Annotated in this window: 22 protein-coding genes and 1 tRNA gene; 12 read left to right on the top strand and 11 right to left on the bottom strand. The window is 62.0% G+C overall.

Features of this window, described 5'->3' with window-relative positions; translation table 11 throughout:
- The first annotated feature begins 14 nt into the window (after positions 1-14).
- From J2D75_RS07035 to J2D75_RS07070, 8 genes are all read left to right on the top strand, one after another.
- Positions 15-608, top strand: a complete 594-nt coding sequence (locus tag J2D75_RS07035) for a F0F1 ATP synthase subunit B family protein (RefSeq protein WP_207854099.1) — start codon at positions 15-17, stop codon at positions 606-608.
- Positions 609-641: 33 nt separating this feature from the next.
- Positions 642-1,136: a F0F1 ATP synthase subunit B gene (gene atpF, locus J2D75_RS07040; protein WP_207854100.1), complete on the top strand. Its 495-nt coding sequence runs from the start codon at positions 642-644 to the stop codon at positions 1,134-1,136.
- Positions 1,137-1,164: 28 nt separating this feature from the next.
- Positions 1,165-1,932, top strand: coding sequence for a glycosyltransferase family 2 protein (locus tag J2D75_RS07045; protein WP_207854065.1), 768 nt, complete (start codon positions 1,165-1,167; stop codon positions 1,930-1,932).
- Entirely contained in the window at positions 1,926-3,656 is a 1,731-nt protein-coding gene (locus J2D75_RS07050) for an ArnT family glycosyltransferase (protein ID WP_207854066.1), read from the top strand. Before J2D75_RS07045 ends, J2D75_RS07050 begins: the two co-directional genes overlap by 7 nt.
- 127 nt (positions 3,657-3,783) lie before the next feature.
- Positions 3,784-4,674: a hypothetical protein gene (locus J2D75_RS07055; protein ID WP_207854067.1), complete on the top strand. Its 891-nt coding sequence runs from the start codon at positions 3,784-3,786 to the stop codon at positions 4,672-4,674.
- Between the two features lie 39 nt (positions 4,675-4,713).
- Entirely contained in the window at positions 4,714-5,754 is a 1,041-nt protein-coding gene (locus J2D75_RS07060; protein WP_207854068.1) for an isopenicillin N synthase family dioxygenase, read from the top strand.
- Positions 5,755-5,810: 56 nt separating this feature from the next.
- Positions 5,811-6,833 carry an ABC transporter substrate-binding protein gene (locus J2D75_RS07065; protein ID WP_243428572.1) on the top strand — a complete coding sequence of 341 codons (1,023 nt, stop codon included), beginning with the start codon at positions 5,811-5,813 and terminating at the stop codon, positions 6,831-6,833.
- Positions 6,834-6,879: 46 nt separating this feature from the next.
- On the top strand, positions 6,880-7,893 hold the full coding sequence (locus J2D75_RS07070) for a LysR family transcriptional regulator (RefSeq protein WP_207854069.1): 1,014 nt from the start codon (positions 6,880-6,882) through the stop codon (positions 7,891-7,893).
- A gap of 67 nt (positions 7,894-7,960) precedes the next feature.
- Here the strand turns inward: J2D75_RS07070 and J2D75_RS07075 are convergent.
- The 6 genes from J2D75_RS07075 to metH form a co-directional block, all read right to left on the bottom strand.
- Positions 7,961-8,036: transfer RNA gene (locus tag J2D75_RS07075), tRNA-Thr, on the bottom strand.
- Positions 8,037-8,151: 115 nt separating this feature from the next.
- Positions 8,152-9,711: an amidophosphoribosyltransferase gene (purF, locus tag J2D75_RS07080; protein WP_207854070.1), complete on the bottom strand. Its 1,560-nt coding sequence runs from the start codon at positions 9,709-9,711 to the stop codon at positions 8,152-8,154.
- Positions 9,712-9,758: 47 nt separating this feature from the next.
- Positions 9,759-10,283 carry a CvpA family protein gene (locus J2D75_RS07085; protein ID WP_207854071.1) on the bottom strand — a complete coding sequence of 175 codons (525 nt, stop codon included), beginning with the start codon at positions 10,281-10,283 and terminating at the stop codon, positions 9,759-9,761.
- 144 nt (positions 10,284-10,427) lie between these two features.
- Positions 10,428-10,772: a phosphoribosyl-ATP pyrophosphatase gene (locus J2D75_RS07090; RefSeq protein WP_207854072.1), complete on the bottom strand. Its 345-nt coding sequence runs from the start codon at positions 10,770-10,772 to the stop codon at positions 10,428-10,430.
- A 157-nt stretch (positions 10,773-10,929) separates the two neighbouring features.
- Complete coding sequence (locus tag J2D75_RS07095; RefSeq protein ID WP_207854073.1) at positions 10,930-11,775, bottom strand: aldo/keto reductase; 846 nt, start codon at positions 11,773-11,775, stop codon at positions 10,930-10,932.
- A gap of 110 nt (positions 11,776-11,885) precedes the next feature.
- Positions 11,886-15,386 carry a methionine synthase gene (gene metH, locus J2D75_RS07100; RefSeq protein ID WP_207854102.1) on the bottom strand — a complete coding sequence of 1,167 codons (3,501 nt, stop codon included), beginning with the start codon at positions 15,384-15,386 and terminating at the stop codon, positions 11,886-11,888.
- A gap of 223 nt (positions 15,387-15,609) precedes the next feature.
- Here metH and J2D75_RS07105 point away from each other — a divergent pair, with 223 nt between their 5' ends.
- Positions 15,610-16,173 (top strand): hypothetical protein, encoded by a 564-nt coding sequence (locus tag J2D75_RS07105; protein WP_207854074.1) that lies wholly within the window; start codon positions 15,610-15,612, stop codon positions 16,171-16,173.
- 12 nt (positions 16,174-16,185) lie between these two features.
- Here J2D75_RS07105 and J2D75_RS07110 read toward each other — a convergent pair whose 3' ends face one another.
- From J2D75_RS07110 to J2D75_RS07130, 5 genes are all read right to left on the bottom strand, one after another.
- Positions 16,186-18,501, bottom strand: coding sequence for a TonB-dependent receptor (locus J2D75_RS07110; protein ID WP_207854075.1), 2,316 nt, complete (start codon positions 18,499-18,501; stop codon positions 16,186-16,188).
- Between the two features lie 329 nt (positions 18,502-18,830).
- Positions 18,831-19,496, bottom strand: coding sequence for a PqiC family protein (locus tag J2D75_RS07115; RefSeq protein WP_207854076.1), 666 nt, complete (start codon positions 19,494-19,496; stop codon positions 18,831-18,833).
- The gene (locus tag J2D75_RS07120; protein WP_207854077.1) at positions 19,493-20,449 is read right to left on the bottom strand and encodes an MlaD family protein; all 957 of its coding nucleotides are present in this window, start codon (positions 20,447-20,449) and stop codon (positions 19,493-19,495) included. The genes J2D75_RS07115 and J2D75_RS07120 overlap by 4 nt, the downstream gene beginning before the upstream one ends.
- A gap of 6 nt (positions 20,450-20,455) precedes the next feature.
- Entirely contained in the window at positions 20,456-21,256 is an 801-nt protein-coding gene (locus tag J2D75_RS07125) for an ABC transporter ATP-binding protein (protein ID WP_207854078.1), read from the bottom strand.
- 2 nt (positions 21,257-21,258) lie between these two features.
- A complete protein-coding gene (locus J2D75_RS07130; protein WP_207854079.1) occupies positions 21,259-22,425 on the bottom strand; it encodes an ABC transporter permease in 1,167 nt (388 codons plus the stop codon).
- Between the two features lie 288 nt (positions 22,426-22,713).
- Between J2D75_RS07130 and truB the strand changes: the two genes are divergently transcribed.
- The 3 genes from truB (at position 22,714) to pnp (ending at position 26,437) form a co-directional block, all read left to right on the top strand.
- Positions 22,714-23,628, top strand: coding sequence for a tRNA pseudouridine(55) synthase TruB (truB, locus tag J2D75_RS07135; protein ID WP_207854080.1), 915 nt, complete (start codon positions 22,714-22,716; stop codon positions 23,626-23,628).
- A gap of 27 nt (positions 23,629-23,655) precedes the next feature.
- Positions 23,656-23,925 (top strand): 30S ribosomal protein S15, encoded by a 270-nt coding sequence (gene rpsO, locus J2D75_RS07140; RefSeq protein ID WP_207854081.1) that lies wholly within the window; start codon positions 23,656-23,658, stop codon positions 23,923-23,925.
- 361 nt (positions 23,926-24,286) lie between these two features.
- Positions 24,287-26,437 (top strand): polyribonucleotide nucleotidyltransferase, encoded by a 2,151-nt coding sequence (gene pnp / locus J2D75_RS07145; RefSeq protein WP_207854082.1) that lies wholly within the window; start codon positions 24,287-24,289, stop codon positions 26,435-26,437.
- Positions 26,438-26,580: the final 143 nt, after the last annotated feature.

The following is a 26,580-nucleotide window of genomic DNA, read 5'->3' on the forward strand; positions in this document are numbered from 1 at the left end:
ACATTTCCGTGCGTATGATGACAAAGACAGTTCGCGCTGGACTGCTTATGTCGGCTTGCGGTGTTTCCCTGCTGGCCGCCACCGCACCTGGTGCATACGCCTCGGGAATGCCTCAGCTTGATTTCGCCAACCCTCTCGTGACCGGTCAGGTCATGTGGGGGGCGGTGATCTTTCTTGTATTCTATCTTGTCCTTTCACGCGCCATGTTGCCGCGTGTGTCCCGTGTGCTGGAAGACCGCGCGCACCGCATTTCGGGTGATCTCGAAATTGCTCGCGCCGCCAAGCACGATGCGGACAGGGCTGTGGCCGAACTCCAGCAGGCCCGTAAGGATGCCATGGCGGAGGCTCAGGCCAACCTGCAGAAAGCCCTCGACGAAGAACGTCAGGCTGCTGAAAAGCAGATGCAGGACATCAGCTCCCGTCTGGACAAGGAAATCGCGGACGCCGAAGAGCGTATCGCGGCTGAAAAAGCCCGTGCGCTGGGTGCGCTCAGGGAAATCGCGCTCGATACCACACAGGCTCTCGTGCAGCGCCTGACAGGTCTCGCGCCTGATGCCCAGCTTGTGGCGCAAAAGGTCGAAGGCGCCTCCGCGCGCCGCGCTGTCTGATCCGGTTCGGGGAGAATATACGTCATGTCCGGCATTTTTCACGAAGCGGGTTTCTGGGTCGCGGTTTCGTTTGTTCTGTTCTTCGTGCTCGTTGGCAAGAAGATCTGGACACCGCTCGCGGCTATTCTGGATAACCGCGCGGATCGTATCCGCAAGGAACTGGACGAAGCAGCCGACCTGCGTCGTGAAGCCGAGCAGATGCTTGAAGACGCCACGCGTGAGCGTGAACACGCTCTGGCAGAAGCTCGCAGCCTGATCGAGCAGTCCCGCAAGCAGGCGCAGGATATCGCCCTGAAGGCCCGTCAGGATGCGGAAGACGCCGTCAAGCGTCACGAGCAGATGGCGCGTGACCGGATTGCCGCTGTCGAACGCGCCGCCCTTAAGGAAGTGCGCCAGCTCGCCATCGATGTGGCGGTTGAAGCAGCCCACGATGTTATTCCGCAGACGCTGGATACCAATTCCGCCTCTGCTCTGGTTGATCAGGCTCTGGTCAACCTGCCCAAGGCTCTGGCGGCGCACGCGGCCTGATAGCGCGCGCCCCAAGGCCTGCCTGAGCATGACGCAGGTAGAACAGACATCTCTGGTTTCTGATGACGATACTCCGCCTCTGCTGAGTATCGTCATTGCCGTTTTGAATGAGCAGGACAATCTCCCGCAGGTCTGTCGTGAACTGGCCGAGGCCAGCGCGGCCCTGCCATCCGTGGAAATCGTGTTTGTTGATGATGGCAGCACGGATTCAACCGTGGAGGTGCTGCAACGCATCCGTACGGAAAGCGGGTTAAATCTGCGTGTTCTGCGGCACGACCGGCGATGCGGTAAATCGGCCGCCCTGCGCACCGGTATTACGGCCGCACGGGGTGTCTGGATCGCCACGATTGATGGCGATGGGCAGGATGACCCGCGTGAGCTTGCCCCTCTGTTTGAGCTGGCCCGTACGGCCAATGGCAGGCCACCGCTGGTTGTAGGGGTGCGCACACGCCGCAAGGATGGCTGGTCGCGCCGGTTTGCAACCCGGTTTGCCAATGGTCTGCGCCAGCGTCTGTTGCAGGATCACTGCCCGGATACGGGTGCGCCGATCAAGATTTTCCAGCGGGCTGATTTTTTGGCTCTGCCCCAGTTTGAAGGGCTGCATCGATTTTTGCCCGCCCTGCTGGCCTCTTATGGTGTGCCACTGGTCTGCCATCCGGTTTCGCACCGGCCCCGGCTGCATGGGTATTCCAAATACACCAACTTCAACCGTGCGGTTGTAGGCGTGCGTGATCTGCTGGGCGTCATGTGGCTGCGAAACCGTACGCGCCTGCCTGCCTCGGTTCGGGAATGCTGAAAAAACACGCGCGTTTGCTCAGGCTGAGTTTTCTCGGGCTTGCAGCTTTTGTCATGCTGCTGTTTGGCCGGGCTTCCATTCCACCGTTTGACCGGGATGAACCCCGTTATATGGAAGCGTCCGCACAAATGCTGCGGTCGCATGATTTCATAGATGTGCGCTTTCAGGATGCGCCGCGCTATCTTCAGCCCGCAGGAATTTACTGGCTGGAATCCGCCTCCACCGCACTGGCTTCTGCCCTAACGGGGCAGTCTCAGGAGCGTGCGGTCTGGCCGTATCGTATTCCGTCGCTGCTGGCCATGACAGCCTCCGTGGTGCTGACCGCCGTTATTGGCGGAGCGTTGTTTGGTGAACTGGCGGGGCTCTGGGCGGGGGCGATCCTGCTGGCCAGCGTGCTGGTTATGGCCGAAGGCCGCATGGCCACCATTGATTCGTGTTTGTTGCTCAGCATTCTGCTGACCCAGCTTGCCCTGACCCGCGCACTGAAGGATCGTGAGGCTGACCGCCCGACCGCGCTGCGTGTGGCCCTGCTGTACTGGGGCGCTATAGGGTGTGGGCTGATGCTCAAGGGGCCGGTGGTGCTGGTTCCGGCATTAGGCACGCCACTGGCGCTGGCGCTGGTGGAACGCCGGGCTGATCTGTGGCGCAGGATGCGCCCCGCCTGGGGCTGGCTTGTGGCCATAGCCGTGGCGATGCCCTGGTTCATTGCCATTGGTATTGTCAGCCACGGTGAATTTTTCCGCCGTGCGGTGGGGCATAATTTTCTGGGCAAGGTTGCGTCCGGGCAGGAAGCGCATGGCTTGCCGCCGGGCTACCATCTTTTGGTGTTTGTGCTGGCATTCTGGCCGGGTTCGTATTTTGCGGCAGCGGTCGCCTCGCAGGTCTGGCGGCAGCGCACCGCACCGGCCGTGCGTTACCTGCTGTGCTGGATTATCCCGCACTGGCTGGTGTTTGAGGCCATTGCAACCAAACTGCCACATTATGTGCTGCCTACCTATCCTGCCATCGCCATACTGATTGCGGGGCTGCTGTTCCGTGGTGGGGCGACATGGCGCAATGGGCCACAAAGTCGCTGGGGCCGGGTGCTGCTGGGGGGCTATGGCGTTGCGTGGTGTCTGGTGGGGTGTCTGCTGGTGCTGGCGGGCCCCGTGCTGCTCTGGCGGCTGGAGCACCAGATTTCGGCGCAGGCGCTGGTGCTGGCTGGTGGTGCCCTGCCGCTGATAGGTCTGTCGATGGTGCTGATCTGGCGGCTGGAACTACAGCGGGCGCTGCTTTGCGTGCTTGTGGCGGCGGGATTACTTTATGTTGAGCTGTTTACGTTTGTCATACCCAACCTGAACACCATCTGGCTTGCCCCCCGGCTGGCGGCTTTGGTGGAGCAGGAAAAACCCTGCCCGGTTACGCGGGTTTATTCCGTGTCTTTTTCCGAACCCAGTCTGGTTTTTCTGCTTGGTGGGCAGGTTGTCCTGTCTTCTCCGGTGGGCGCGGCTGGCGGGTTGCTGACTGATCCTGCCTGCGCGGCCGTGCTGCTGGCCACGCGGGATCGGCCTTTGCTGCTTGATGCACTGGGCGCGCAGAAAAATCGCTTGCGCGCACATGGGCAGGTACAGGGCATGAATTACTCTAACGGGCGCACGCTCGATATCAGCCTGTACACGCTGGCCCCCGAAGCCGCGGCACCGGCATCGTCATCACCATCACCGGCGGCAACCGGCACGCCCTGAGTGAGCCGCTTTTCTGTGCGGCCCATAGATTATATCTATGCTCTCCATCGCTTTTTTAGACGTTCCGTATCCGTTATGGTCTGTGAGACAGTTCGTTCTGTAACAGGACGAATGGAAAGTCAGGGACATGACAGGTTTTGCACCCGCCCCCAGCGTGGCTCTGGCGCCTGAACAGGCAACGCCCGCTCTGGCCGATCTGCAGGGGTTGTGGACACGCTCTCTCATTGCATGGCCTGACGGACGGCAGGATACGACAACCCGCGTTGTCTGGCTGCAGGGGGCGGGCGGGTATATAGACCTGCGCCAACCAGCCGATCTGCCGGGTTTTGCCACCGTACGCTGCCTGAATGATCTGACATGGGACAACTGTAAGGCGCTGGCGCAACAGCAGGGGTTTGCCGGTACGCTGCAGAGCGATGGCGCGGCTTTTGTGTGGGAGCGTGAGCTGGACTACCAGCCTGCTGAACCCACGCCGGATTCCGGGTTTCTGGCCTGGAAGGACGGCATGCTGGTGGAGACAGGGCGGCATCAGCCCTATGTGGAACACTGGCACCGCGAGACCACCCAGCCCGCCACAGGTATTGTGCCGCCGCGTGGCTGGCAGGCCCCCGATGGGGTGCTGTTGCGCCTGCGTGAGCGGGGCGTCAGGGGCGGTGGCATGGCCCTGCGCGTGGGGCCGTATTTCATGTTTGCACAGGCTGCTTCTTTCACGCCCGGAGCGATGGCGGAGCTGCCCATAACGCCTGCTTTGCCCCAGACACTGGCCGAAGCCGTAGCCCGGGCCGATACACTGGCTGCGGCGCGTGCGCTGGTCGCGTGCGAAATTTCCTTTGGGCATCTGCATGGGCCTGACGGGTTGCCCGTTATCATGCGTTCCACCCTGCCGTGGCGGGTGGGGTGTTCCTTTCATCTGTCTGCGATGGCTGATGGTGCGCTGGCAACACCGGGGCAGGAGGCAGATGGCCGCCCCTGCACCCAACTATGGGACATATGTCCCTCACTTCCCCACGCCGCCTGATCTGCACAGGGTATGACGGTCAACAGAAGGACTGCGTTCATGAACACGGATTTTACCTCCATCCCCGTTGTCGATATCGCGGGTCTTTCTGGTACGGCGGAAGAAAAAGCCGCTGTGGTAAAAGCTCTGGCGACCGCAGCACAGGATGTAGGCTTCATGCATATAACAGGGCATGGGCTTGATCCGGCCCTGTTCGATGCTCTGCTGGCGCAGACAAAGCATTTTTTCGCACAGTCTCTGGACGAGAAAATGAAAGTTTATATCGGCAATTCCACCAACCATCGTGGCTACGTGCCTCAGGGGGAGGAAGTGTTCAGCGCCGGCAGCAAGGATCTTAAGGAAGCCTACGATCTGTCGCGCGACCTGCCCGCCAACGATCCCGAATACCTTGCGGGCAATCCTTTGCTTGGGCCTAACCAGTGGCCGGATAATGAGACGTTCAGGCAGGTCGTGAACCAGTATTACGATGCCGCCTTTCAGATCGGGTGCAGGCTTATGGGGGCTTTTGCCCTTGCCCTCGGGTTGGAGGAAAATGCCTTCGAATCCAGCCTGACACGCCCCCCCAGCCAGCTCCGGCTCATCCATTACCCGTTCGACCCGGATGCGCATGACGTGGCGGGTATTGGCGCGCATACCGATTACGAGTGCTTTACCCTGCTGCGCTCCACAGCGCCGGGGCTGGAGGTCATGAACCAGAAAGGTGTGTGGGTGGATGCGCCCCCGGTTGAAAACGCCTTTGTGGTGAATACGGGCGATATGCTCGAATTGTTAAGCGGCGGGCGCTTTGTCGCCACATCGCACCGGGTACGTAAGGTGGCAGAGGAGCGCTATTCCTTCCCGCTGTTTTTCTCGCTCGATTATCATGTGCGGGTGCAGCCTGTCGTGCCGATGGCCGATGGCCTGCCCGCGCAAAGCCTTGTGGCGGGCGAGCATCTGGCCGCCCAGACCATGCAGACCTTCACCTATCTCAAGCAGCGCGTGGCTGAAGGCCGTATCAGCCTGCCTGAAAGTCATGTCGGCCTGTCGGTTTTCGGGCAGGAGGCCCGGCATGGGCGCAGGGGCGCTGCCCTGCAGGACTGAGGCAACCCGCAGGCCTCGGTTCGTGCCGGGGCCGCATAGCTCTGGAAGGAAACATCATGAACCATGTCATGCGAGCCGCATCGCGGTGTGCGTCTTTTGCCGCGTTTTTGCTGTCCTTTATGCTTTTTGCGGTGTTTCTGAGCGTGGGGGGCAGCGCGCGGGTGCGGGCCGAGCCGCTGCGGATCGGCTATAGCGACTACCCCGGCTATGTGGCCTGGCAGGTGGCGATCGACAAAAATTGGTTTCGCGAGGCTGGGCTTGATGTCGCGTTCCAGTGGTTTGATTACGGCGCGTCGCTTGATGCGTTCGCGGCGGGCAGGCTTGATGCCATTGCCGCTGCGGCAGGGGATGTCCTGACAATCGGGGCAACGGGGCGCAAGAGCGCTATCATCCTGCAAAGCGACTATTCCAACGGCAATGACATGATTATTGCCACGGCCGATGTGCATGACCTTAAAGACCTCAAGGGCCGTAAGGTGGCGGTGGAAAAAGGTCTGGTGGACGATTTCATGCTCGATTACGCCCTCAAGGGTGTGGGGCTGAGCGAAAATGATGTCACGCTCGTTAATATCAAAACCAACGAAGCCCCGCAGGTGCTGGCTTCGGGCGGGGTGGATGCCGTCAGTGTGTGGCAGCCTACGGCAGGACAGGTACTCCGGCTTGCGGTAGGGGCGCACCCTGTCTTTACCTCGCGTGCAGCCCCCGGCCTGCTCTGCGATGTGATTGCCGTGGGGCCGGAAAGCCTTGCGGCACACCGGGCGCAATGGCTCGATATTATGCGAATCTGGGAACGTGTCGTGCGCTACATAAACGACCCCGCAACACAGGATGACGCCCTGCGGATCATGTCAGCACGGGTGGGCGTTGATGTGGCGACCTACAGAAAGCTGCTCGATGGCACACGGCTTATGACGCTGGCAGACAACCGCAGGAGCTTTGTGGATTCGCACGATATTATGTCTTTGTATGAATCGACACGGCTGGCGGATGCTTTCAATGTCAGGGAAGGCGTTTACAAAACGCCCCAGCCTGTGTCCAAATATCTTGATGGCGGGTTGCTATCCGCTTTGAAGGAGTAGGCTCCGCAAGGCAGGGGCCATAGACGCAGGCACGGGGGGACGGTTCATGAAAAGGGAGACAGCCCCTGAGTGGACCGATCAGAACCTGCATGCCTTTGTGCGCAAGGTGGACTGGAACCTGTGCCGCGACTTTCTGGCTATTGCCCAGCATGGCGGCGTGGGTGCTGCGGCCCGTGCCACCGGGCGGCGGCAACCCAGCCTGAGTGCCGCCCTGCGCCGGTTTGAGGCGCATGTGGGCTACACACTCTGCGATCGTTCCAGCAAGGGCGTGGTGCTGACCCCTATGGGGGTGGCGGTTCTGGCCCTGTGCCGTGATATGGCGGGCAGCGCCATGGCCATTCCGCTCCATGCCGCCGCCGCTGCCGGGCGGGTGGAAGGCACGCTGCGGCTGTGCATGATCCCCGATGTGGCGGTGCCAGCGGTGGATGAGGCCATCATGCAGTTTAACAGCGCCTATCCGGCGGTTTCGCTGCATATCGACATCGCTCCATGGCGGCAGACCATTGAGGCGGTGGAGCGGGGCGATGCGGATATTGGCATTACCTGCGACGACATCCGGCGCAGGAGCCTGCGCTATGTGGGCATAGGGCAGGAGACACAGCAGCTTTACTGTGCGGAGAGGGCGCCCGTGCTCTCCCGGCTGGCTGCCTGTGGGCCGGGAGCATTGGAAGGGCAGACCCGTTTTGAACCCGGTCGCCTGACGGGCGAGAGCTTTATCCTGACAGGGAGTGACGAGCCGCGTGAACTGCGCGACCTGCGCGCCCGCTACGGGCTGGGTGAGACCGTATCCGGTCAGGTCGATACGTTGAGCGAGGCCCGGCGTCTGGTGTTGCTGGGGGTAGGGATCGGTTTTCTGCCCGTTGATTTTGCCCGGCCGGACGTAGCGGCAGGGCGGCTGGTGCCGCTGCTGCCGGATGATCTGCTGCCACGCTATTCCATTTACATGATCACCCGCACGGACACGCCAGAAGGCACGGCGGCTTCGCTTATGACGCGCACTATCGTCTCACGCATGGCCGGGCGCTCCCCGCTGGAGGGAGAGGATATGCGGCCGTCCTGACAGGGCATGGCGAAACAGCCCTGTGCTCAGGGTGTCTGTTTGATAGCGATGGAAGGGGAGAGGAAAATGGTGCCCGCTGGCGGATTCGAACCACCGGCCCCATCATTACGAATGACGTGCTCTACCAACTGAGCTAAGCGGGCTTGGAATATTTCCGAAGCGGTGACTATCACGCAGGCCCGGTGGGCGCAACCGCAAATCGGAGAAAAAATGTCCTGTGGCGGCAGGGGCTTGCCTTTGCCGCCACAGGGCTGGTGCTCAGGCGCTGCCGGGGCCGTTTTCGGCGTCGTTATCCGTCAGCGGTATGGGGTAGTCGCCGGTAAAGCAGGCATCGCAGTAGCGGCTGGGGCTGGCGGTGCGGCTTTCATGGCCCATGGCGCGATACAGCCCATCAAGCGAGATAAAGGCCAGACTATCCACCCCGATCAGCTCGGCCATGGTTTTCAGGTCGTGCTGGGCGGCCAGCAGCTTGCTGCGTTCGGGCGTATCAATCCCGTAAAAGCACGAATGCTGGGTGGGCGGAGAGGAAATGCGCATATGCACTTCCTTGGCCCCGGCGGCGCGCACCATATCCACGATCTTGCGTGAGGTTGTGCCGCGCACGATCGAATCGTCCACCAGCACCACGCGCTTGCCATCGAGCATCTGCCGGTTGGGCGAATGCTTCATTTTAACGCCCAGATGCCGCACCTGGTCGGTGGGTTCGATAAAGGTACGGCCCACATAATGGTTGCGGATGATCCCGAGTTCAAACGGAATGCCGCTGGCCTCCGCATAACCAATGGCCGATGGCACGCCGGAATCGGGTACGGGTACGACTACATCGGCTTCCACGCCGCTTTCATGGGCGAGTTCGCGCCCGATCTGCTTACGCACGCCGTAAACCGGCAGCCCTTCCAGCACGGAATCAGGGCGGGCGAAGTAGATATATTCAAACACGCAAAAATGCGGCTGTGTCTGGCCGAAGGGGCGGAGCGAACGCACGCCGGAATCGTCGATGATGACCAGCTCGCCCGGCTCTACATCGCGCACGAATTCCGCGCCAATAATGTCCAGACCGCAGGTTTCGGAGGCCAGCACCCATGCGCCGCCATTGGCATCGCCAGAGCCGCTTTCGTCCTTGGGCATACGGCCCAGAACCAGCGGGCGCACGCCCATGGGGTCGCGCACGCCAATGAGCGCATCCTGCGACAGCACCACCAGCGAGTAAGCGCCTTCAACCCGCTTGAGTGCGTCAATCAGCCTGTCTTCCACCGTGGCGTAGAGCGAAATGGCAATCAGGTGGACAAACACTTCCGAGTCCGTAGTGGACTGGAACAGGCAACCCCGGCGGATCAGCTCGCGGCGCAGCATGTTGGCGTTGGTCAGGTTGCCGTTATGGGCCACCGCCAGCCCGCCAAAGGCGAATTCGGCGAACAGCGGCTGCACGTTGCGCAGCAGGGTCGCGCCGGATGTCGCGTAGCGGTTATGGCCGATGGCGCGTGTGCCTTCCAGCGTGGCCAGAACGCGCGAGTCTGCAAAGACATCGCCCACAAGGCCCAGCCCGCGATGCGAGTGAAAACGCTCGGTCGTGGGGTCGAAGGAGACAATGCCTGCCGCTTCCTGCCCACGATGCTGGAGCGCATGCAGGCCAAGGGTGGTCAGCGGCGCGGCGTCGCGGGCATTCCAGATACCAAAGACCGCGCATTCCTCATGCAGGTGGTCGTCTTCCAGGCCACAGGCGGAGGTGCTCGGGTCTGCGGTCAGGACGGGCCGGGCGGGGCCGGGCTCGGGTAGGGTAGCACAGGAAGGATCAGACAGGCAGGAACGGACGGGCATGGAACGCGCAGGGCCTCCGCAATGGGCTGGCAGGAGCCGGTAGGGGATTACAAGTTCGCGTCATGACCTGTTGGTGACGAAGGCGCAACCCCTTTTGCGCTGAAATCGGCCATATAGGTCTGCAGGCCATGAGCGGCTGCCTGTATATATGGGGTGAGCCTGCTGTCTTTTTCCAGTGCCCGCATGTCCTGTGGTTGCAAAAGCCAGTGCGCGAGCATGTAGCCGACCACGACAATAAGCCCGCCGCGCACAAGCCCGAACACCCCGCCCAGCAGGCGGTCGGGGCCATCGAGCGGGGTTGCGCGCACCACCTGCACGATCCGGGCGGATAACAGCCCCCCCGCAAGGGCCGCAACCAGCAGCACACCCAGAAAAGCCGCAGCCCGCGCACCTGTGGGTGAGCTGATATAGGTCTGCGCCCAGTGGGTTAGGGGCGGGTTGAACCGGAGTGCGGCAAGCCCGGCGAGTGTCCACACCACAATGCCCAGTGCCGCGCGCGTCAGCCCGCGCCACAGACCATGCAGGACTGACAGGGTGATGAGAGCAAGCGCGATACCGTCTATGGCCGCCATAGGACTACCGTGTTCTGGAGGGTGGATACTCTGGTGGCGGGCCGCAGGGAGCCTGTCAAGGCGGCGGGCTTGTGGCCTGCCGTGCGCAGGGCAGATCTGGCCTGTCTGCGGTCGGGCTGTCTGCCTGTATCCGCCCCAAATGGGTCAGGGCAGCTTGCTGGTGGTGATACGCCACGCCCGCGCCCGCCGCCCGACAGATTTGCGGCGGTGCGGGGGCTGGTTGAGCCGGTGCAGGAGTTCAGAGACTTCCAGCCTGCGCAGCAATTCAGTCCAGACCTCGCCGGGTGGCATGTCCTGTGTACGCCAGATTTCTTCAAGAGCGAGCAGGAACTGAGCGCTTTCACGGATGATGTCCTGCCGCCGCCCTGCAATAAAGGCCGCCGTGCAGTTGGTGGCGTGCAGTCCTGCCTTCTGGCACACCCGCATGGTGGCGGGTTTGGGGCTACCGCCGGGGGCGGTGGAGGGCTGCGCGGGTCGGGTTGGTACCATTATCTCATGATGCGTCTTATTGAGCCGGTGGGTCAATCACTCAAATGAGAGGGGAGGCACCTTTCATGCGGGTTTGTCGGGCCTGCGCTGCCCGCACGCCGGTTTTGTCCGGACGTGGCGCACGGGCGCGGGCTGTTGGCGGCATTTGCCGCACGGTTCAGAACTCCTCGTAACGGGCGGGGTCCTGATCGAAGGTGCGGCCATCGGGGCGGGCCAGCGTGGCGATTTTGGCCATGTCATCCGCCGCCAGTTCGAAATCGAAGATATTGAGGTTCTGCGCCTGCCGTTCCGGGCTGGAGGCCTTGGGCAACGGCACTGCGCCAAGCTGCACATGCCAGCGCAGGATAACCTGTACGATGCTGCGCCCGATGCGGGTGGCGATTTCCTGCAGCACAGGGTCTTGCAGCATGTGGCTGGCGCGGCCCAGCGGACTCCATGACTGGGTGGCAATGCCCTGTTTGGCATTGAAGGCGCGCTGGGCGTCCTGCGGAAAATAGGGGTGCAGTTCGATCTGGTTGACCGCAGGCGTAACCCCTGTGGCGCTGATGATGGCCTCAAGATGCTCAGGCAGGAAGTTGCACACCCCGATGGAGCGGATCAGGCCGCGTTTCTGGGCTTCCACCAGTGCGGTCCATGCCTCGACATACAGCCCCTTGGAGGGGTTGGGCCAGTGGATGAGATACTGGTCGTAATAGTCAAGCTGCGCGCGGTAGAGCGATTCCTCCACCGTGGCGATGGCTTCCTTGTAATGGTGGTGCCGCCCCGGCAGCTTGGAGGTCACGCGCAGGGTCTCGCGTGGCAGGCCCGCCTTGCGGATGGCCTCGCCTACGGCCCCTTCGTTTTCGTAATTGAAAGCGGAATCGAGCAGGGTGTAGCCAACATGCAGCGCGCTGACCATGTCGCTCACACCCTGTGAGCCGTTCAGAAGATAGGTGCCAAAACCAATGGCGGGCATGGTAGCGCCGTCATTGAGAGCGACGTTCGGGATGGGGGGAGTGGTCATGTCCACAGCTCCTTCTCGGCGTTTGCTGAGGGAGCATGGTGGGCAAATTTGCCGCCAAAGGCAAATCTGCCCCCGTAACCTGTGTGTGACCCGCCGTGCGGGGGTGGGCTTCAGACCGTAAAATACTTGGCGTGGCGGTTGAGAACCACCAGCGCCGAGGTGGACTGTTCAGGGTGGAGCTGATCGCCATCGGTCAGGGAGACACCAATGCGCTCGGCTCCCAGCAGGCGCAGCAGCGGCGCCTGATCTTCCAGCCGTGGGCAGGCCGGATACCCGAAGGAATAGCGCGAACCCCGATAGCCCTGTTGCAGCAGGGTATCCATTTCGCGCGAATCTTCAGCCGAGAAGCCCAGCTCCGCGCGGATACGCTTGTGCGTGTATTCGGCCATGGCTTCTGCCATTTCTACCGACAGGCCGTGCAGGTACAGGTAGTCCTGATAGCGGTTTTCCTCGAACCAGTCGCGGGCGATGTCCGAGGCTTTCTGCCCTACGGTAACAACCTGAAGGCCCACGACATCGCGCTCGGGGTCGGCAATGTCACGCACGAAATCGGCAATGCATTCGCCATCCGAGCGGGGCTGGCGGGGCAGGCTGAAGCGGGCGGCCTCGGTGGTGCCGTCTTCCTCGAACAGCACCAGATCATTGCCGTCGCCCGCTGCTTTCCAATAGCCGTAGCAGGCCTGCGGGCGCAGGATGTTATCCTTTGCGGCAAGGTCGAGCATACGGCGCAGGATAGGCCGCAGTTCCTGCCGCGCCCAGATAAGGAACTCATCCAGCGAGCGGCCCTGTTTACGAAAGCCCCACTGGAACTGATACAGCGCACGCTCGTTCAGGAACGGCAGCACCGCCTCGGGTGTGGCTTCTACCACGCGTGCGCCCCAGAAAGGCGGCGCACTGCGTGGCTCGTCGGCGCACAGGCGTGCACGGCGTTCGCGCGCGGCTTGGGCATCCACCGGGCCGTAGCCGCGTGTTTCGGCGGTTTCGGGTGCGCGGGTGCGGGTGGCCTTGCCGGCACGGCGTGTCTGTATGGCGGCCAGATAGCCTTCAAACCCGCCGCTGGCGATCTGATCCATCAGGGTCAGCCCGTCAAAGGCGTCCCGCGCATAGGCCACGCGCCCGGTGGGGGCGTAGGCGGCCACGCAGTCTTCTTCGACATAGTTGCGGGTCAGGGCGGCACCGCCCAGCAGCACGGGGGTTTCAAGCCCGGAGCGGGCAATTTCCTCAAGGTTTTCGCGCATGATCACGGTGGATTTCACCAAAAGGCCGGACATGCCAATGGCATCGGCCTTTTGCATGCGCGCGGCCTCGATCATGTCGGCCACCGGCACCTTGATCCCCAGATTGACCACCCGGTAACCGTTATTGGTCAGGATGATGTCCACAAGGTTCTTGCCGATATCGTGCACATCGCCCTTGACCGTTGCCAGCACGATGGTGCCACGGCTCTGGCCTTCTGTCCGCTCCATGTGCGGCTCCAGCCAGGCAACGGCGGCTTTCATGGTTTCAGCCGATTGCAGCACGAAGGGGAGCTGCATCTTGCCCGAGCCGAACAGCTCGCCCACCACCTTCATGCCGTCCAGCAGCACGGTGTTGATGATGTCCAGCGGCGCCATGGTCTGCATGGCTTCTTCCAGATCAGCTTCCAGTCCCTTGCGGTCGCCGTCCACAATGCGGTCTTTCAGGCGGCCGGTGGCGGTTTCGGCGCGCTGGCGCACCACGGCCTCGGAGGCTTTGCGGTCAGCAAACATGGCCAGCATGGTGGCCAGCGGGTCATAGCCTTCGCTGCGGCGGTCGAAGATCAGGTCTTCCGCAACCTTGACTTCCTCTGGGGCGATCAGGTGCAGCGGGCGGATTTTGGAGACATGCACAATGGCCGCCGTCATGCCCGCGCGCACGGCGTGATCGAGATAGACCGAGTTCAGCACCGCGCGTGCGGCCGGGTTCAGCCCGAAGGAGATGTTCGACAGCCCCAGCACGATCTGGATATCGGGGAAGGCATCGCGGATCATGCGAATGCCTTCAAGTGTCCACTGGCCCAGCTTGCGGTCGTCTTCCGCGCCTGTGGCAATCGTGAAGGTCAGCGGATCGATCATCAGGTCAGACTGGGGCAGGCCGTGCGTGTTGCACGCATAGTCCACCAGCCGCGCCGCAATCCGCAGCTTGTCTTCGGGTTTGCGGGCCATGCCCACTTCATCAATGGTCAGCGCCACCACGGCGGCGCCAAAGCGCCGGGCCAGAACCAGACGGTCGTTGGCCGGGCCTTCACCATCCTCGAAGTTGATCGAGTTGATAATGGGCTTGCCGCCATGCAGCTTAAGGGCGGCTTCGATCACCGGGGTTTCGGTCGAATCGATCACCAGCGGGGCGTTGACGGAGGAGGTGAAGCGCGTGATCACCTCATCCATTTCCGCGCGTTCGTTGCGGCCTACAAAGGCGGTGCAGATGTCGAGCGCGTTCGAGCCTTCACGCAGCTGGTCGCGGCCAAGGGCCACGCAGCCATCCCAGTCGTGGCTTTCTTGCAGTTCGCGCCATTTCTTGGAACCGTTGGCGTTGCAGCGTTCGCCAATGGAGAAATAGGCATTTTCCTGCCGCAGCGGCACCTGACCGTACAGGCTGGCCACCGAAGGCACCCAGTGCGCAATGCGCCGTACGGGGGCCGGGCGATGGTAGCCCGTGCCTTCCGCCCGGCGGCGCAGCATGGCGTCGAGTGCCTGAATATGGGGGGTGGAGGTACCGCAGCACCCGCCAATGAGATTAAGCCCGTCTTCGGTAATGAAGCGCTCGACCCATGTGGCCATTTCCTGCGGGGAAAGGGGGTAATGGGTCTTGCCGTCCACCAGTTCGGGCAGGCCCGCATTGGGCTGGGCCGAAATCAGGCGCGGCCAGTTTTCGGCCAGCCATTTGACATGCTCGGCCATTTCCTGCGGGCCGGTGGCGCAGTTCAGGCCGATCAGATCGGCTTCAAGCGCGTGAATGACCGTGGCGGCCGCCGCAATATCGGGGCCAACCAGCAGGGTGCCGGTGGTTTCGACCGTAACCTGCACGAAAACGGGCAGCACCACGCCTGCTTCGGCACGGGCGCGTTTGACACCGTTGACCGCCGCCTTGATCTGGAGCGTGTCCTGACAGGTTTCGATCAGAACCGCGTCTACCCCACCTTCGATCAGGCCGCGTGTCTGCTCGGTCAGGGCGTCTTCCAGCGTGTCGTAATCAATATTGCCCAAAGACGGCAGCTTGGTGCCCGGCCCCATGGAGCCCACCACATAGCGGTGGCGACCATCGGCAAAGCTTTCAGCCGCTTCGCGCGCCAGAATGGCGGAGGCGCGGTTGATCTCGCGCGTGCGGTCGGTCAGGCCGAATTCCGCCAGCGTAATGGGCGAAGCGCCGAAGGTGTTGGTTTCCACCATGTCGGCCCCGGCCTCGTAATACCCGCGATGGATCTCGCGGATCAGCTCCGGGCGGGAGAGGGTCAGCACTTCGGTGCAGTTTTCCTGTCCCCAGTAGTCGCGCTGCACATCCAGATCGAGCATCTGGATACGTGAGCCCATGCCCCCGTCACAGAGCAGAACGTGTTCACGCAGGGCGTCGAGAAGGGGCGGACGAGAGGACATGGGCACCATGCAGCCAGACAGAAGGAAAGAAGAAGGACACGCCCTGAGGTAAAGGGCGTTGAAAGGGCCGGACGCCGGGCTGGCCTTGGCGGCCTGCCGGGTCACGCTCGCTTCTTATTTCAGAGACACGCAGGGCTGTCCAGCATTCGCGCGGCACAAACAGGGGGCGGGGTGTGTGGCGGTGGGGCTGGACAGCCCGCACCCGCGGGGCCAGCATCCGGGAATGACAAAAAGCGTTTATGTTCCCCCGCACCCCCGGCGGGATGGCCGCCTGTCCCTGTGCGTGACGGATCAGCCCGCTGCCTCCTTACTGCCAGAGAGCGGCGTAGCACTGGTGCGCGTGCTACCCTATGGGGGGCAGGTCTGTGATGAAACGCCCCCCGGCTGGGCGGGGGTATGGACATGGCACGCCCCGTTGCAGACTGATTTTGCCCCACCCGCCGCCGCGACATCGGCGGCTGTGGGCGCATTGGCCACAGGCCGCAGGCGCGATGCAGGCCGGGCCTTGTCACGCGGGCTGGTGGCTGAAAGCCTGCCGCCTCAGGCCGGGGGCGTTCAGGGCAGCGCTTTGGCGGCAAACCCGCCCGGCTGTGCCTGTTGTGTGGGTGTGGGCGGGCTGGATCGTTTTCTTCTGGCCCGCGCACAGGAGCATGTACGTGGCACCGGCCCGGCTTTTCATGCCCTTGTAGTGCTGTGCCCGGCGGGCATGGCGGAGCCGGTGCGCGGTCTGGTGCAGGGTTCCGGCCTGCTTGCGGCCTTTTACAGTCTGGAACCCGCCCCGGTTTGAAAGGGTGCGCTCTTACATATGCAAAGAGAGCTGGAAGGTGAGCGTACGGCCTGCCGCAATGCGTGAATAATTGGTGTAGATGCGGTCGTAATAGAGCTTGTCAGTCAGGTTTTGCAGATTGGCCTGGAGGTCAAGCGAAGGGGTAATCTGGTAATTGGCCACCAGATCAAAGCGGGTATAGCTCGGCACCCATGCCGTGTTGGCTGCGTTGACATAGCGCTGGCTCATGAAGGTCAGCCCCCCACCCACGCGCAATTGCGGCAGAATGCGGTAGGTTGTCCACAGCGTGACGGAGTTGGCCGGAGTATAGGGAAAGCGCTTGCCCACATTGGCATTGGTGGGGCCACCATTGGTGATGGTGCTGTCCAGATAGGTCCAGCCGCCGAACACGTCCCATTTTTTGGTCAGCGCACCGGCAATGTTGATTTCAGCCCCGCGCACGCGCTGCGTACCCGCATTAACCGTATTGCCAAACCCGTCTGAAACCTGCGCGTTGGTCAGGCGGCCCATGAAGAGCGCTCCGGTAACGGACAGCCGCTCATGCAGCAGATCGGCCTTGGCGCCGACTTCGATATTCTGGCCGTTTTCGGGGGCGGTGTTGTAGTTCTTGCTCGAAACCGAGCCCAGACCATTGGCAACGCCGTTTACCCCAACCGGGTTGGAGGCCGTGGCATAGGAAAAATACAGGCTCACCGGGTGGATGGGCTTGTACACGATCCCCGCCTGATAGTTAATGAAGCTCTGGTTGTTGGAAATGCCGTAATCGCCCTGCACGGTGGAGTTCATGAAGCGGTCAAAGCGCACGCCGCCATTAATCAGCACGCGGTCGTTCAGCATGCTCATGGTGTCAAACGCATAGGCCGAGCCAGTGGTCAGGTTGGTGTTGAGGTTGGGGATACCCGGCTCGCCAATGCTAATGGAGCCATTCCACGGCGCGTAAGGCGACCACGCACCCAGATTGCCGGTGGAAACGCAGTTATAGGCCACTGAGCAGGGGCCACCGTTACGCAGGTTGTTGCCCTGCGCGTCACGCACATAATATTCGTTGCGGGTCGAACGCTCCCGCGAGAGCTCGATGCCGAAATTGACGCTGTGGTGGATGAAGGGGGTATTGAACTTGCCCGAAACCATCGCCTGTTCCTGAAAGTTATCCGTGTGGAACAGGCCGGATTTTGCCTCCATCAGAATGGTGTCGGTGCTGCCACTCTTCCATTGCGGGTTGGTGGCGATGAAGTTGTACTGGGTGGACGTCCATTGCAGCGTGTTGCGGAAGACAAAGCTCTTCCACAGATCGCGCTCCAGAATAACCTGCCCCATATCCGTTGTGCTGTGCTCGAAATCACGGTTCTGCAACGCAAACACCGTATTGCGCGGAATGGCCAACGGCTGATGCGTGGTCGCGCTGTACGGAGCGGAATAGTCCGGCAGATCGGACGAATACATATGGTAATAGCCCAGTGTCAGGCGGGTGGGAGTGCCCAGACCGAAAGACAGCGAGGGGGCTACACCCCATTTATAGCCCCCGATGGGGCCACGCCCGGCCACGCTGGCGTCATCCCCCATGGCGTTCATACGAAATGCCGTATGGCTGCCGATCTGGCGGTTGATGTCCACCGTGCCGCGCTTGTAATCGGCCGTGCCAAAACCAAGCTGCGCGTTGAGAAAGTTGCCCAGCTTGGCCTTTTTGGTGGTGATATTGATCTGCCCACCCAGTCCGCCGCGCCCGCCATAGACGGAGCCGGGGCCTTTGAGAATTTCAATGTCTTCCACATCGAACACTTCGCGCGAGGAAATGCCGCTGTCGCGCATGCCGTCGATATACATATTGCTGTAGGAGCCAAAGCCGCGAATAACCGGGTAGTTTCCCCCCGGCACGGCATAGGCATCCCCCCCGCGAAAGCTGATGCCCGGCACAGTGCGCACCGCATCTTCAAACGAGGTCGCGTTGACCAGCTTCATCTGCTCCTGCGTTACCATCGTAATGGAGCGTGGTGTATCGAGCAGGGATGCGGTCATTTTCGGATTGAGCGATTTGGTGATGATCGCTGAACGTTCCCCCACGACTGTCACCTTCTCCACATTATTGGCGCCACTGGTGGTGGCGCTGTTTACGGCGGTGGCGTGGGTGGTGTCGGCTGGCGCGGGTTTTGCGGCCTGTGCGTGGGGGGCTGCGCTGGTGTCGGGAGCAGTTTTGGCCGGGCTGGCCACGCCCTGTTTGGGGCCTGTGCTGGCGGCTGCGGCGAGAGCGGTCGAAGACCCCACAAAGGAAACGGCGGATGCCATGAGCAGCGCAGAGTAGGTTCTGCGGTGTGGGGAACGCGAAGACATGAAACCTCGGAGTGCGATAGGAGTGAGAGTTAATCGCAACTACTGGGTGCATTAAGGATGCGTCAATGCGAATAAGAATTAGTAAATTTTTTTGGAGATCCCTGATGGCAGGCCACACCACGGTTTTTCGCGCCTTTTTGCCAACGGGTGGGATGAAATGACCGGGAGGATGAGCGGGTAGGTGTTGCAAATCAGTCGCAACTTTTAGGAGGTGCCCACGTTCTCCATGCCCCCTTTGCGCCGTATGCGCGTGGGTTGGGTATGGGGGTGGGCACAAAAAAACGGCGGCGCAAGCGCCGCCGTAAGCGTTCACTCAGGCAGGTCTGAGCTTATTTCGGGGTGGCACTGACAACCGGCAGGTCGGCATTGACCTTGTCTGCCAGCATGATCACCATTTTACGCATAAGGGCTGCTACATCCGCATCGGTTGTAACGGGGCCGGTCATGGTCAGGTGTACGCGGTTGCGGATCAGAGGCTTATTGGGGTCGGCGGGCAGGATGGCCCAGTGAGCATCCAGTGTGGCCTGACCGTTCATATCCACATCAAAGCGCGAAATATCCACCTGCACGCGCAGCATGGCGGCATCAGCCAGTGGCTGATCCGTAATCAGCATGGAGGGGTGGAAGCTGGCCATTTCATTGGTCATCAGATCGGTAATGCCGATAGACAGGCGCGTGGCCCAGCGTGAGCGCGGGCTACGGACGATTTCTTCGCCCCGGCGCACCACCATGTCCTGCGAATCCAGATAGTCAGGAATAACCACCGTGCTGACCGCCACCGTGGCTGCCCGGCTGGACAGGCTGGGCTGGTTGGTGGGGCGGATGTTTTCATCCGAGGGCATGCCCAGCGTGTACAGGCGCAGGGGCGGGGCAGCACACCCGACAAGGCCAAAGGCCGTGCCAGCCGTCAGGCCCGTAAGCAGCAGGGCGCGCAGTACCGGGTGGCGGGCGCGTTCCGCAAAAGCGGAGAGGCGGGGCAGAGGCAGGCGGATCATGGGCGGCGTCCCATCAGCAGCAGTTGCGGGTTGCGTTCAACATCGTTGGCAAAGCCGCGCAGGGCTGCGGCGGTGGCCGCGATGTCGCGCAGGGCGGCGTCCAGATTGGCGCGGTCGGTGGAACGTGGCGACAGGATACCCTGCAACGAATCCAGCGTTTTGGTGGTGGAGGCCAGAGTGGCGTGCAGGTCTGCCCCACGGGCGTTAAGCTGGTTGGTGCCCGAATCAAGCATGGTGTCCATCTTGTTGAGCGTTACCACCAGCTTTTCCTGAAGGGTATGAATGGCTTGGGCCGCGGCATCCACCGCTTCACGCGACTGGTCCGAGGTCGCCTTCATGCTGGCCACCAGTGGCGGCAGGTCATGCTGGAGGCTGTTGCTCAGGTCGGTAATGGACAGCAGGGCCGTATCCACATGGCGGCTGATATCCTTGACCGGAATCTGGCCCAGCGAATCCTTGAGCTTTTCCATGGCGGACAGGCGCACGGGAATTTCGGGCAGGTCGGTAATGCGCGGGTGTAGTTCCGGCGGCACGGCCTTGTCGAAATCGAGTTCGATGTTCGACTGCCCGGTTACAAAGCTTTGCAGGTTCAGCTCCGCCCGCAGCCCGCTGGAAATGAGCTGCTGGATGCTGATATTGGTGCCGCCCGGCCCGTCACGCACCACATGAATCTGGTCGGGGTCGAGGGTCAGCACCACAGGGATATAGGCCTTATGGTCCATGGGGTCGAAACGCAGGGTAATGCTTTTGACCGTGCCCACCTTCACGCCACGGAAGTTGACGGGTGCGCCCACGGCCAGCCCGGTGATGGAGTTCTGGAACACCACCGCCGCCTCGCGCGAGGGGGTAAAGAGCCGCATGTGCCCGAAGGCCATGACAATGGCCAGCGCCAGCACCCCGCCAAAAATGACGAAGGCACCCAGCACTGTCTTGCGGTTTGTGCTTTCAGACATTGCCGTTCAGCCTTCCGTCGTGGTGGGGGATGAAAGAGAGGAGACGCGGTTCATAAAGGCCCGCACCTCTGGAATATCGCTGTTGTCGCGCAGGGAGCGCGGTGCGCCATGTGCGATGGCGGTATGGGTCGTGGCGTCAAGGAAAATGCCGTCATCCGCAATGGCGAACAGGCTCGGCAGTTCGTGGCTGACGATAATGACCGTAGCCCCAAGCCCATCGCGCAGGGTCAGGATCAGGTCATCCAGCCGGGCGGAGGTAATGGGGTCGAGACCGGCGGAGGGTTCGTCAAAAAACAGGATATCGGGGTCGAGCGCCATGGCGCGGGCAAGGCCCGCACGCTTGCGCATTCCACCTGAAATTTCTGACGGATACAGGTCTATGGCATGTTCCATGCCCACAAGCCCGAGCTTGAGTTCCACCAGGCGGCGGATGACAGCGGGCTTGAGGTCGGTAAACATTTCCATGGGCAGCGCCACGTTTTCGCCCACCGTCATGGAAGACCACAGAGCACCGCTCTGGAACAGCACGCCAAAGCGGTGGTTGATGTCGGTGCGGCGGCGCTCGTTCTGTGCCCAGTAGTCTTCTCCACCCACCAGAATCTGGCCGGTGGTGGGGCGCAAAAGTCCGATCATGCTCTTGAGCATGGTGCTTTTGCCGCAGCCCGACCCGCCCATGACGGCAAAGACAGAGCCGCGTTTGACGTCGAAAGACACCCTTTGCTGGATGATCTTGGGGCCAAAGGACAGGGTGAGATCGCGCACGGCAATCAGCGTGTCATCCGTAAGCTGGGCTGTGGGTTCGCTCATGTTCAGATCCCCAGCGCGTTGGCCAGCACGGCAAACACCGCATCCATGGCGATAATGCCAACAATGCCGATCACCACGGCGCGGGTGGCGGCCACACCCACATCTGCCGCACTCCGGCCAGCCTTAAGCCCTACGCGGCAGGCAGCCAGAGCGATGAAGCTGGCGAAGAAATAGGATTTGATGAAGCCGAAAATGAACTCTTTCAGCTCCACCCCATTGAAGGTGGCAATCCAGTACCCGGTGGCGGAAACGTCCATCATGCTCATGGCCACCACGAACCCGCCAAAAATGCCGATAAGCGTGCCGTAGAGATACAGCAGCGGCATCATGACCGAGAGCGAGATGATGGAAGGCAGCAGGATATAGCTGGAAATGGGAATGCCAAACACCTGAAGGGCGTCTATTTCCTCATTGCCCAGCATGGTGGAAATGCGTGCGGCATAGGCTCCGCCCGTACGACCCGCCATGATGATGGCGGTCATAATGGCCGAAATCTCGCGTGCGCAGGCAATGCCCACAAGGTCGGTTACATAGATTTCAGCGGCGAAGCGGCGCAGTTCCACCAGCCCCACAAAGGCCAGAATGGCGCCCAGCAGGAAGTTCACCACCCCCACGATCAGCAGCGCATTGGGGCCAGCGCGCCAGATGTCGCTCAGCAGGTCTTTGCCGCGCATGAAGCTTTTGGTGGTGATGGCGCGCACAGCCCCCAAGGAGCTCTGCGCCATCATGTCTGTCAGAACCCCGGTTTCTTCCAGCACGTCCAGTGTTGCCTGTCCGGTGCGGGCAAACAGGTTCTGCCGCACAAACTGCGAAGGCGTGGCCGCAGGCGGTGTCGGGGGCAGCAGGGCAAGCAGCCGCTGGGTGGGGTCGGGCAGGATGGAGGTATCAAAGGTCAGCCCGGCAGCGGTGCTGGCCTGTTCCACATTCCACAGGAAGGAGATCAGAGCCGAATCCCACTCGCCTACGCCCTTGGCGTCCACCTGTAGGCTTTGCCCGTTTTGCAGGTTTTTCAGCGCGTTGGCGTCAAAGGTGGGAACGCCCCCTTTGGGTACGGTCCATGTGCCTTCCAGCACAAGGCGCCCGCCCTGCTCGGTGGGGACAATGGACCAGACCGGGGCCTGGGTGCCCGCGTCCGGTGGCGCGGCGGAAGGGGAGAGGGCTTCTGTCATAAGTGATGGCAACACTAAGGCAAGCTGACCGCACTGGCTAGACCCGTCCGCCACGCATGCGCGAAGGGGTGGGTGGGGGTGAGCGCGGCGGAAAACCGGCTTTCATGGCCCCGATGGGGGCGAGGCAGACCGTTTTGGTAGCCCAGACCTGCGGGGGTGGGGCGGAGTTGCGCGTGTGGGCTTGCGGTTTTCCGGTTTGCGCGCGCGGGGGCGTATGCCGGGTGGTGGAGCATTGCCCCCGCGCGCGTGAACGGCTAGACGCACAGCCTGATCAAAAGGAAGCTCCGTATGCGACGCAGACGCGGTCGGCCGCTGAATGGCTGGCTTATTGTGGACAAGCCCTCGGGCATGACCTCCACGCAGGTGGTAGGGTATGCGCGTCGGGTGTTCGATGCCCAGAAAGTGGGTCATGGCGGCACGCTCGACCCGCTGGCGACAGGGCTTCTGCCGCTGGCGTTCGGCACCGCCACCAAAACCGTGCCTTATGTTATGGACGGCACCAAGGTTTACCGCTTTACCCTGCGGTTGGGCGAGGCGCGTGATAGCGACGATGCGGACGGAACGCCCATCGCCACATCCGATGTGCGCCCGACCGATGACCAGTTGCGCGCGGCCCTGCCTGCGCTGACAGGCAATATCATGCAGGTGCCCCCGGTGTTTTCGGCGCTCAAGGTTGCTGGTGAACGCGCCTATGATATGGCGCGTGATGGCCGCCCGCCCGAACTGCCGCCCCGCCCGGCCCGAGTGGATCGTTTTGAGCTGATCGACCGCCCGGATGCCGATACGGCGGTGTTTGAGGTGGAGTCCGGCAAGGGGGTGTATATGCGTGCCCTCGCGCGTGATGTGGCGCTGGCGGCGGGCACGGTTGGGCATATCACCGTATTGCGCCGTCTGCGGGTCGGGCCTTTTCTTGAGTCCGATGCGATTATGCTGGACAAACTGGCGCCAAACGACGACAACGCCCCTGCTTCCGCAGACCTTCTCTGTCCGGTTGAGACCGCGCTGGCCGACATCCCGGCGCTGGCCCTGACCACGGATGAGGCGGTTCTTCTGCGGCACGGGCAGAAACTGGGACTTTTCGGGCTTGAGGGGCGCATACCCCCGACCGATGACCAGGGAACGCTCCGTGTCATGGAAGGGGAGCGCGTGCTGGGCATAGGCCGTCTGGAAGACGGATGGCTGAAGCCGGTACGGATTCTCTAAATATTAATCTGTTTATGGAGACATGTGATGTCGATTACCGCTGAACGCCGTACGGCGCTGATTGCTGAATACCAGACCACCCCGACGGACACCGGTTCGCCGGAAGTGCAGGTCGCGATCCTGACCGAGCGCATCAACAACCTGACCGAGCACCTCAAGACCCACGCGAAGGACTTCCACTCCCGCCGTGGTCTGCTCATTCTGGTTGGCCGCCGCCGCAGCCTGCTGGACTACCTGCGTGGCAAGAGCCAGACGCGCTATGAAAGCCTGATCGCCCGTCTGGGCCTGCGTCGCTGATTTTTACGCGCCGCTGAGTCTTCTGGCTCGACGGGGCTGTCCTGCCTTTTCCCGGCCAAATGGGCGGGTGGGGCAGGCAGCCCCGCTCTGGCGCGATTATGATCGGTGCACGTGCTGGCTGGCCGGCCATAGGCCCCCGCCCTGAGCGGATGGACTGGTCAAGCGTGCGACAACCCCTTATGCTGGGCTAGCCACAGGTCAGGCGCGGATGCCATGCGCGCCGGTTCGGCCACGGCGTTTCCGACCACATGGCGTCTGGGCGGTGTTGCCGTCAGTCTCCATGCCGTCCGAGGCGCTGTCCGCCCGCCGGTTCCGTTCTGTCTGCCTTGGCGTTTTTTGTTTTTGATGAGGCAGTAACAGAATGTTCAATTATTACCGTAAAGAAATCGAATGGGGCGGCCGCCCGCTGGTTCTCGAAACCGGCAAGATCGCCCGTCAGGCCGATGGCGCCGTGCTGGTGACCTATGGCGAAACCGTTGTGCTGTGTACCGCCGTAGGTGCGCGCAACGTCAAGGCCGGGCAGGACTTCTTTCCCCTGACCGTTAACTATCAGGAAAAAGCCTACGCTGCGGGTAAGATCCCCGGTGGCTTCTTCAAGCGTGAAGGCCGTCCTTCCGAGAACGAAACGCTGGTTTCGCGCCTGATTGATCGCCCCATCCGCCCGCTGTTCCCCGAGGGTTTCCGTAACGAAGTGCAGGTCATCGCCACGGTGCTGACCCACGATATGGAAAACAGCCCCGATATCGCCGCGCTGATCGGCTGCTCCGCCGCGCTGACGCTGTCGGGCATTCCGTTCTTTGGCCCCGTGGGTGCTGCTCGCGTTGGTTTTCAGGATGGCGCGTTCATCCTCAACCCCACCCGTGAGCAGATGACCGATGCGGCTCTGGATCTGGTTGTGGCTGGCACCGCCGAAGGCGTGCTGATGGTTGAATCCGAAGCCTCCGAGCTGTCCGAAGACGTGATGCTCGATGCCGTGACCTTTGGCCACAACGCTTTCCAGCCCGTGCTGGACGCCATCATTTCTCTGGCCGAACACGCCGCCAAGGAACCTTGGGCGCTGCCGGAAGAAAGCAAGGAAGAAGCCGCTCTGCGCAAGCAGGTGGACAAGCTGGGCCGCAAGCTGATTGCCGATGCCTACAAGGAAAAGCAGAAGCAGGTCCGCTACGAAAAGCTCGAAGCCGCCCGCGCTGCCATTGTCGAGAAGCTGGTTGCAGCCGAAGCCGATGCCTCCGCTGCCAAGCCCTTCATCAAGGATCTCGAAGCCGACGTGGTGCGCACCTCCGTGCTCAAGACCGGCAAGCGTATTGATGGTCGTGATCTGGTAACGGTGCGCCCGATCGTGCCGGAAGTGGGCGTGCTGCCCCGCGTGCATGGTTCCGCCCTGTTTACCCGTGGCGAAACCCAGGCGCTGGTTGTGACCACGCTGGGCACCGGTCAGGACGAGCAGGTGATCGACGCGCTTGAAGGCGAATACCGCACCAACTTCATGCTGCACTACAACTTCCCTCCCTACTCGGTGGGTGAGTGCGGGCGTATCGGTTCCCCCGGTCGTCGTGAAGTGGGTCATGGCAAGCTGGCATGGCGCGCCATTCACCCGCTGATGCCCTCGCGCAAGGATTTCCCCTACACCGTGCGCGTTGTGTCCGAAATCACGGAAAGCAACGGCTCCTCCTCCATGGCAAGCGTGTGCGGCGGTTCGCTGGCGCTGATGGATGCGGGCGTGCCGCTCAAGCGCCCCGTGGCCGGTATTGCCATGGGCCTGATCAAGGAAGGCGAAAAGTTCGCCGTTCTGTCCGACATCCTTGGTGATGAAGATCACCTGGGCGACATGGACTTCAAGGTGGCTGGCACGGAATCCGGCGTGACCGCCCTGCAGATGGACATCAAGATCACCTCGATCACCCCCGAGATCATGAAGATCGCGCTGGGTCAGGCCCGTGAAGGCCGGATGCACATTCTGGGCGAAATGTCCCGTGCGCTGACGGAAACCCGTACGGATGTTTCCTCCACCGCGCCGCGTATCACCACCATGAAGGTGCCGCGTGAAAAGATCCGTGACGTCATTGGTTCAGGCGGTAAGGTTATTCGCGAAATCGTCGAATATTCCGGCGCCAAGGTGGATATCGGTGATGATGGCACGATCACCATCGCCTCCACCTCTGAAGAGCAGACCAAGAAGGCCATGGACCGGATCAACGGCATTGTGGCCGAGCCGGAACTGGGCCGGATTTACGACGGTAAGGTTGTGAAGACCGCCGATTTCGGCGCGTTCGTGAACTTCCTTGGCGCACGTGACGGGCTGGTTCATATTTCCGAACTGGCTCAGGGTCGCGTTGGCCGCACCAGCGATGTGGTGAAGGACGGCGATACCGTGAAGGTAAAGGTTATCGGCTTCGATGACCGCGGCAAGGTCAAGCTGTCCATGCGCGTTGTGGATCAGGCGACTGGTGCCGACATTACCGAAACCGTGGGCGAAAAGCCTGCGCGCGCCCCTCGTCGGGACGCTGAGTAACATCCGGCTGGGCAGGAGCGGGCGCATGCCTGCTCCGGTGTCGGGTTTTTCGGTATAAAAAAGCCGGGCCATAACGGCCCACCCTTTTCGGGCGGGCAAGCCCGCCCGTACTGTCTGTGAGCAGTTGCAGGAACGATAGGACG

The sequence above is a fragment of the Acetobacter suratthaniensis genome (assembly GCF_017377745.1).
Lineage (GTDB): Bacteria > Pseudomonadota > Alphaproteobacteria > Acetobacterales > Acetobacteraceae > Acetobacter > Acetobacter suratthaniensis.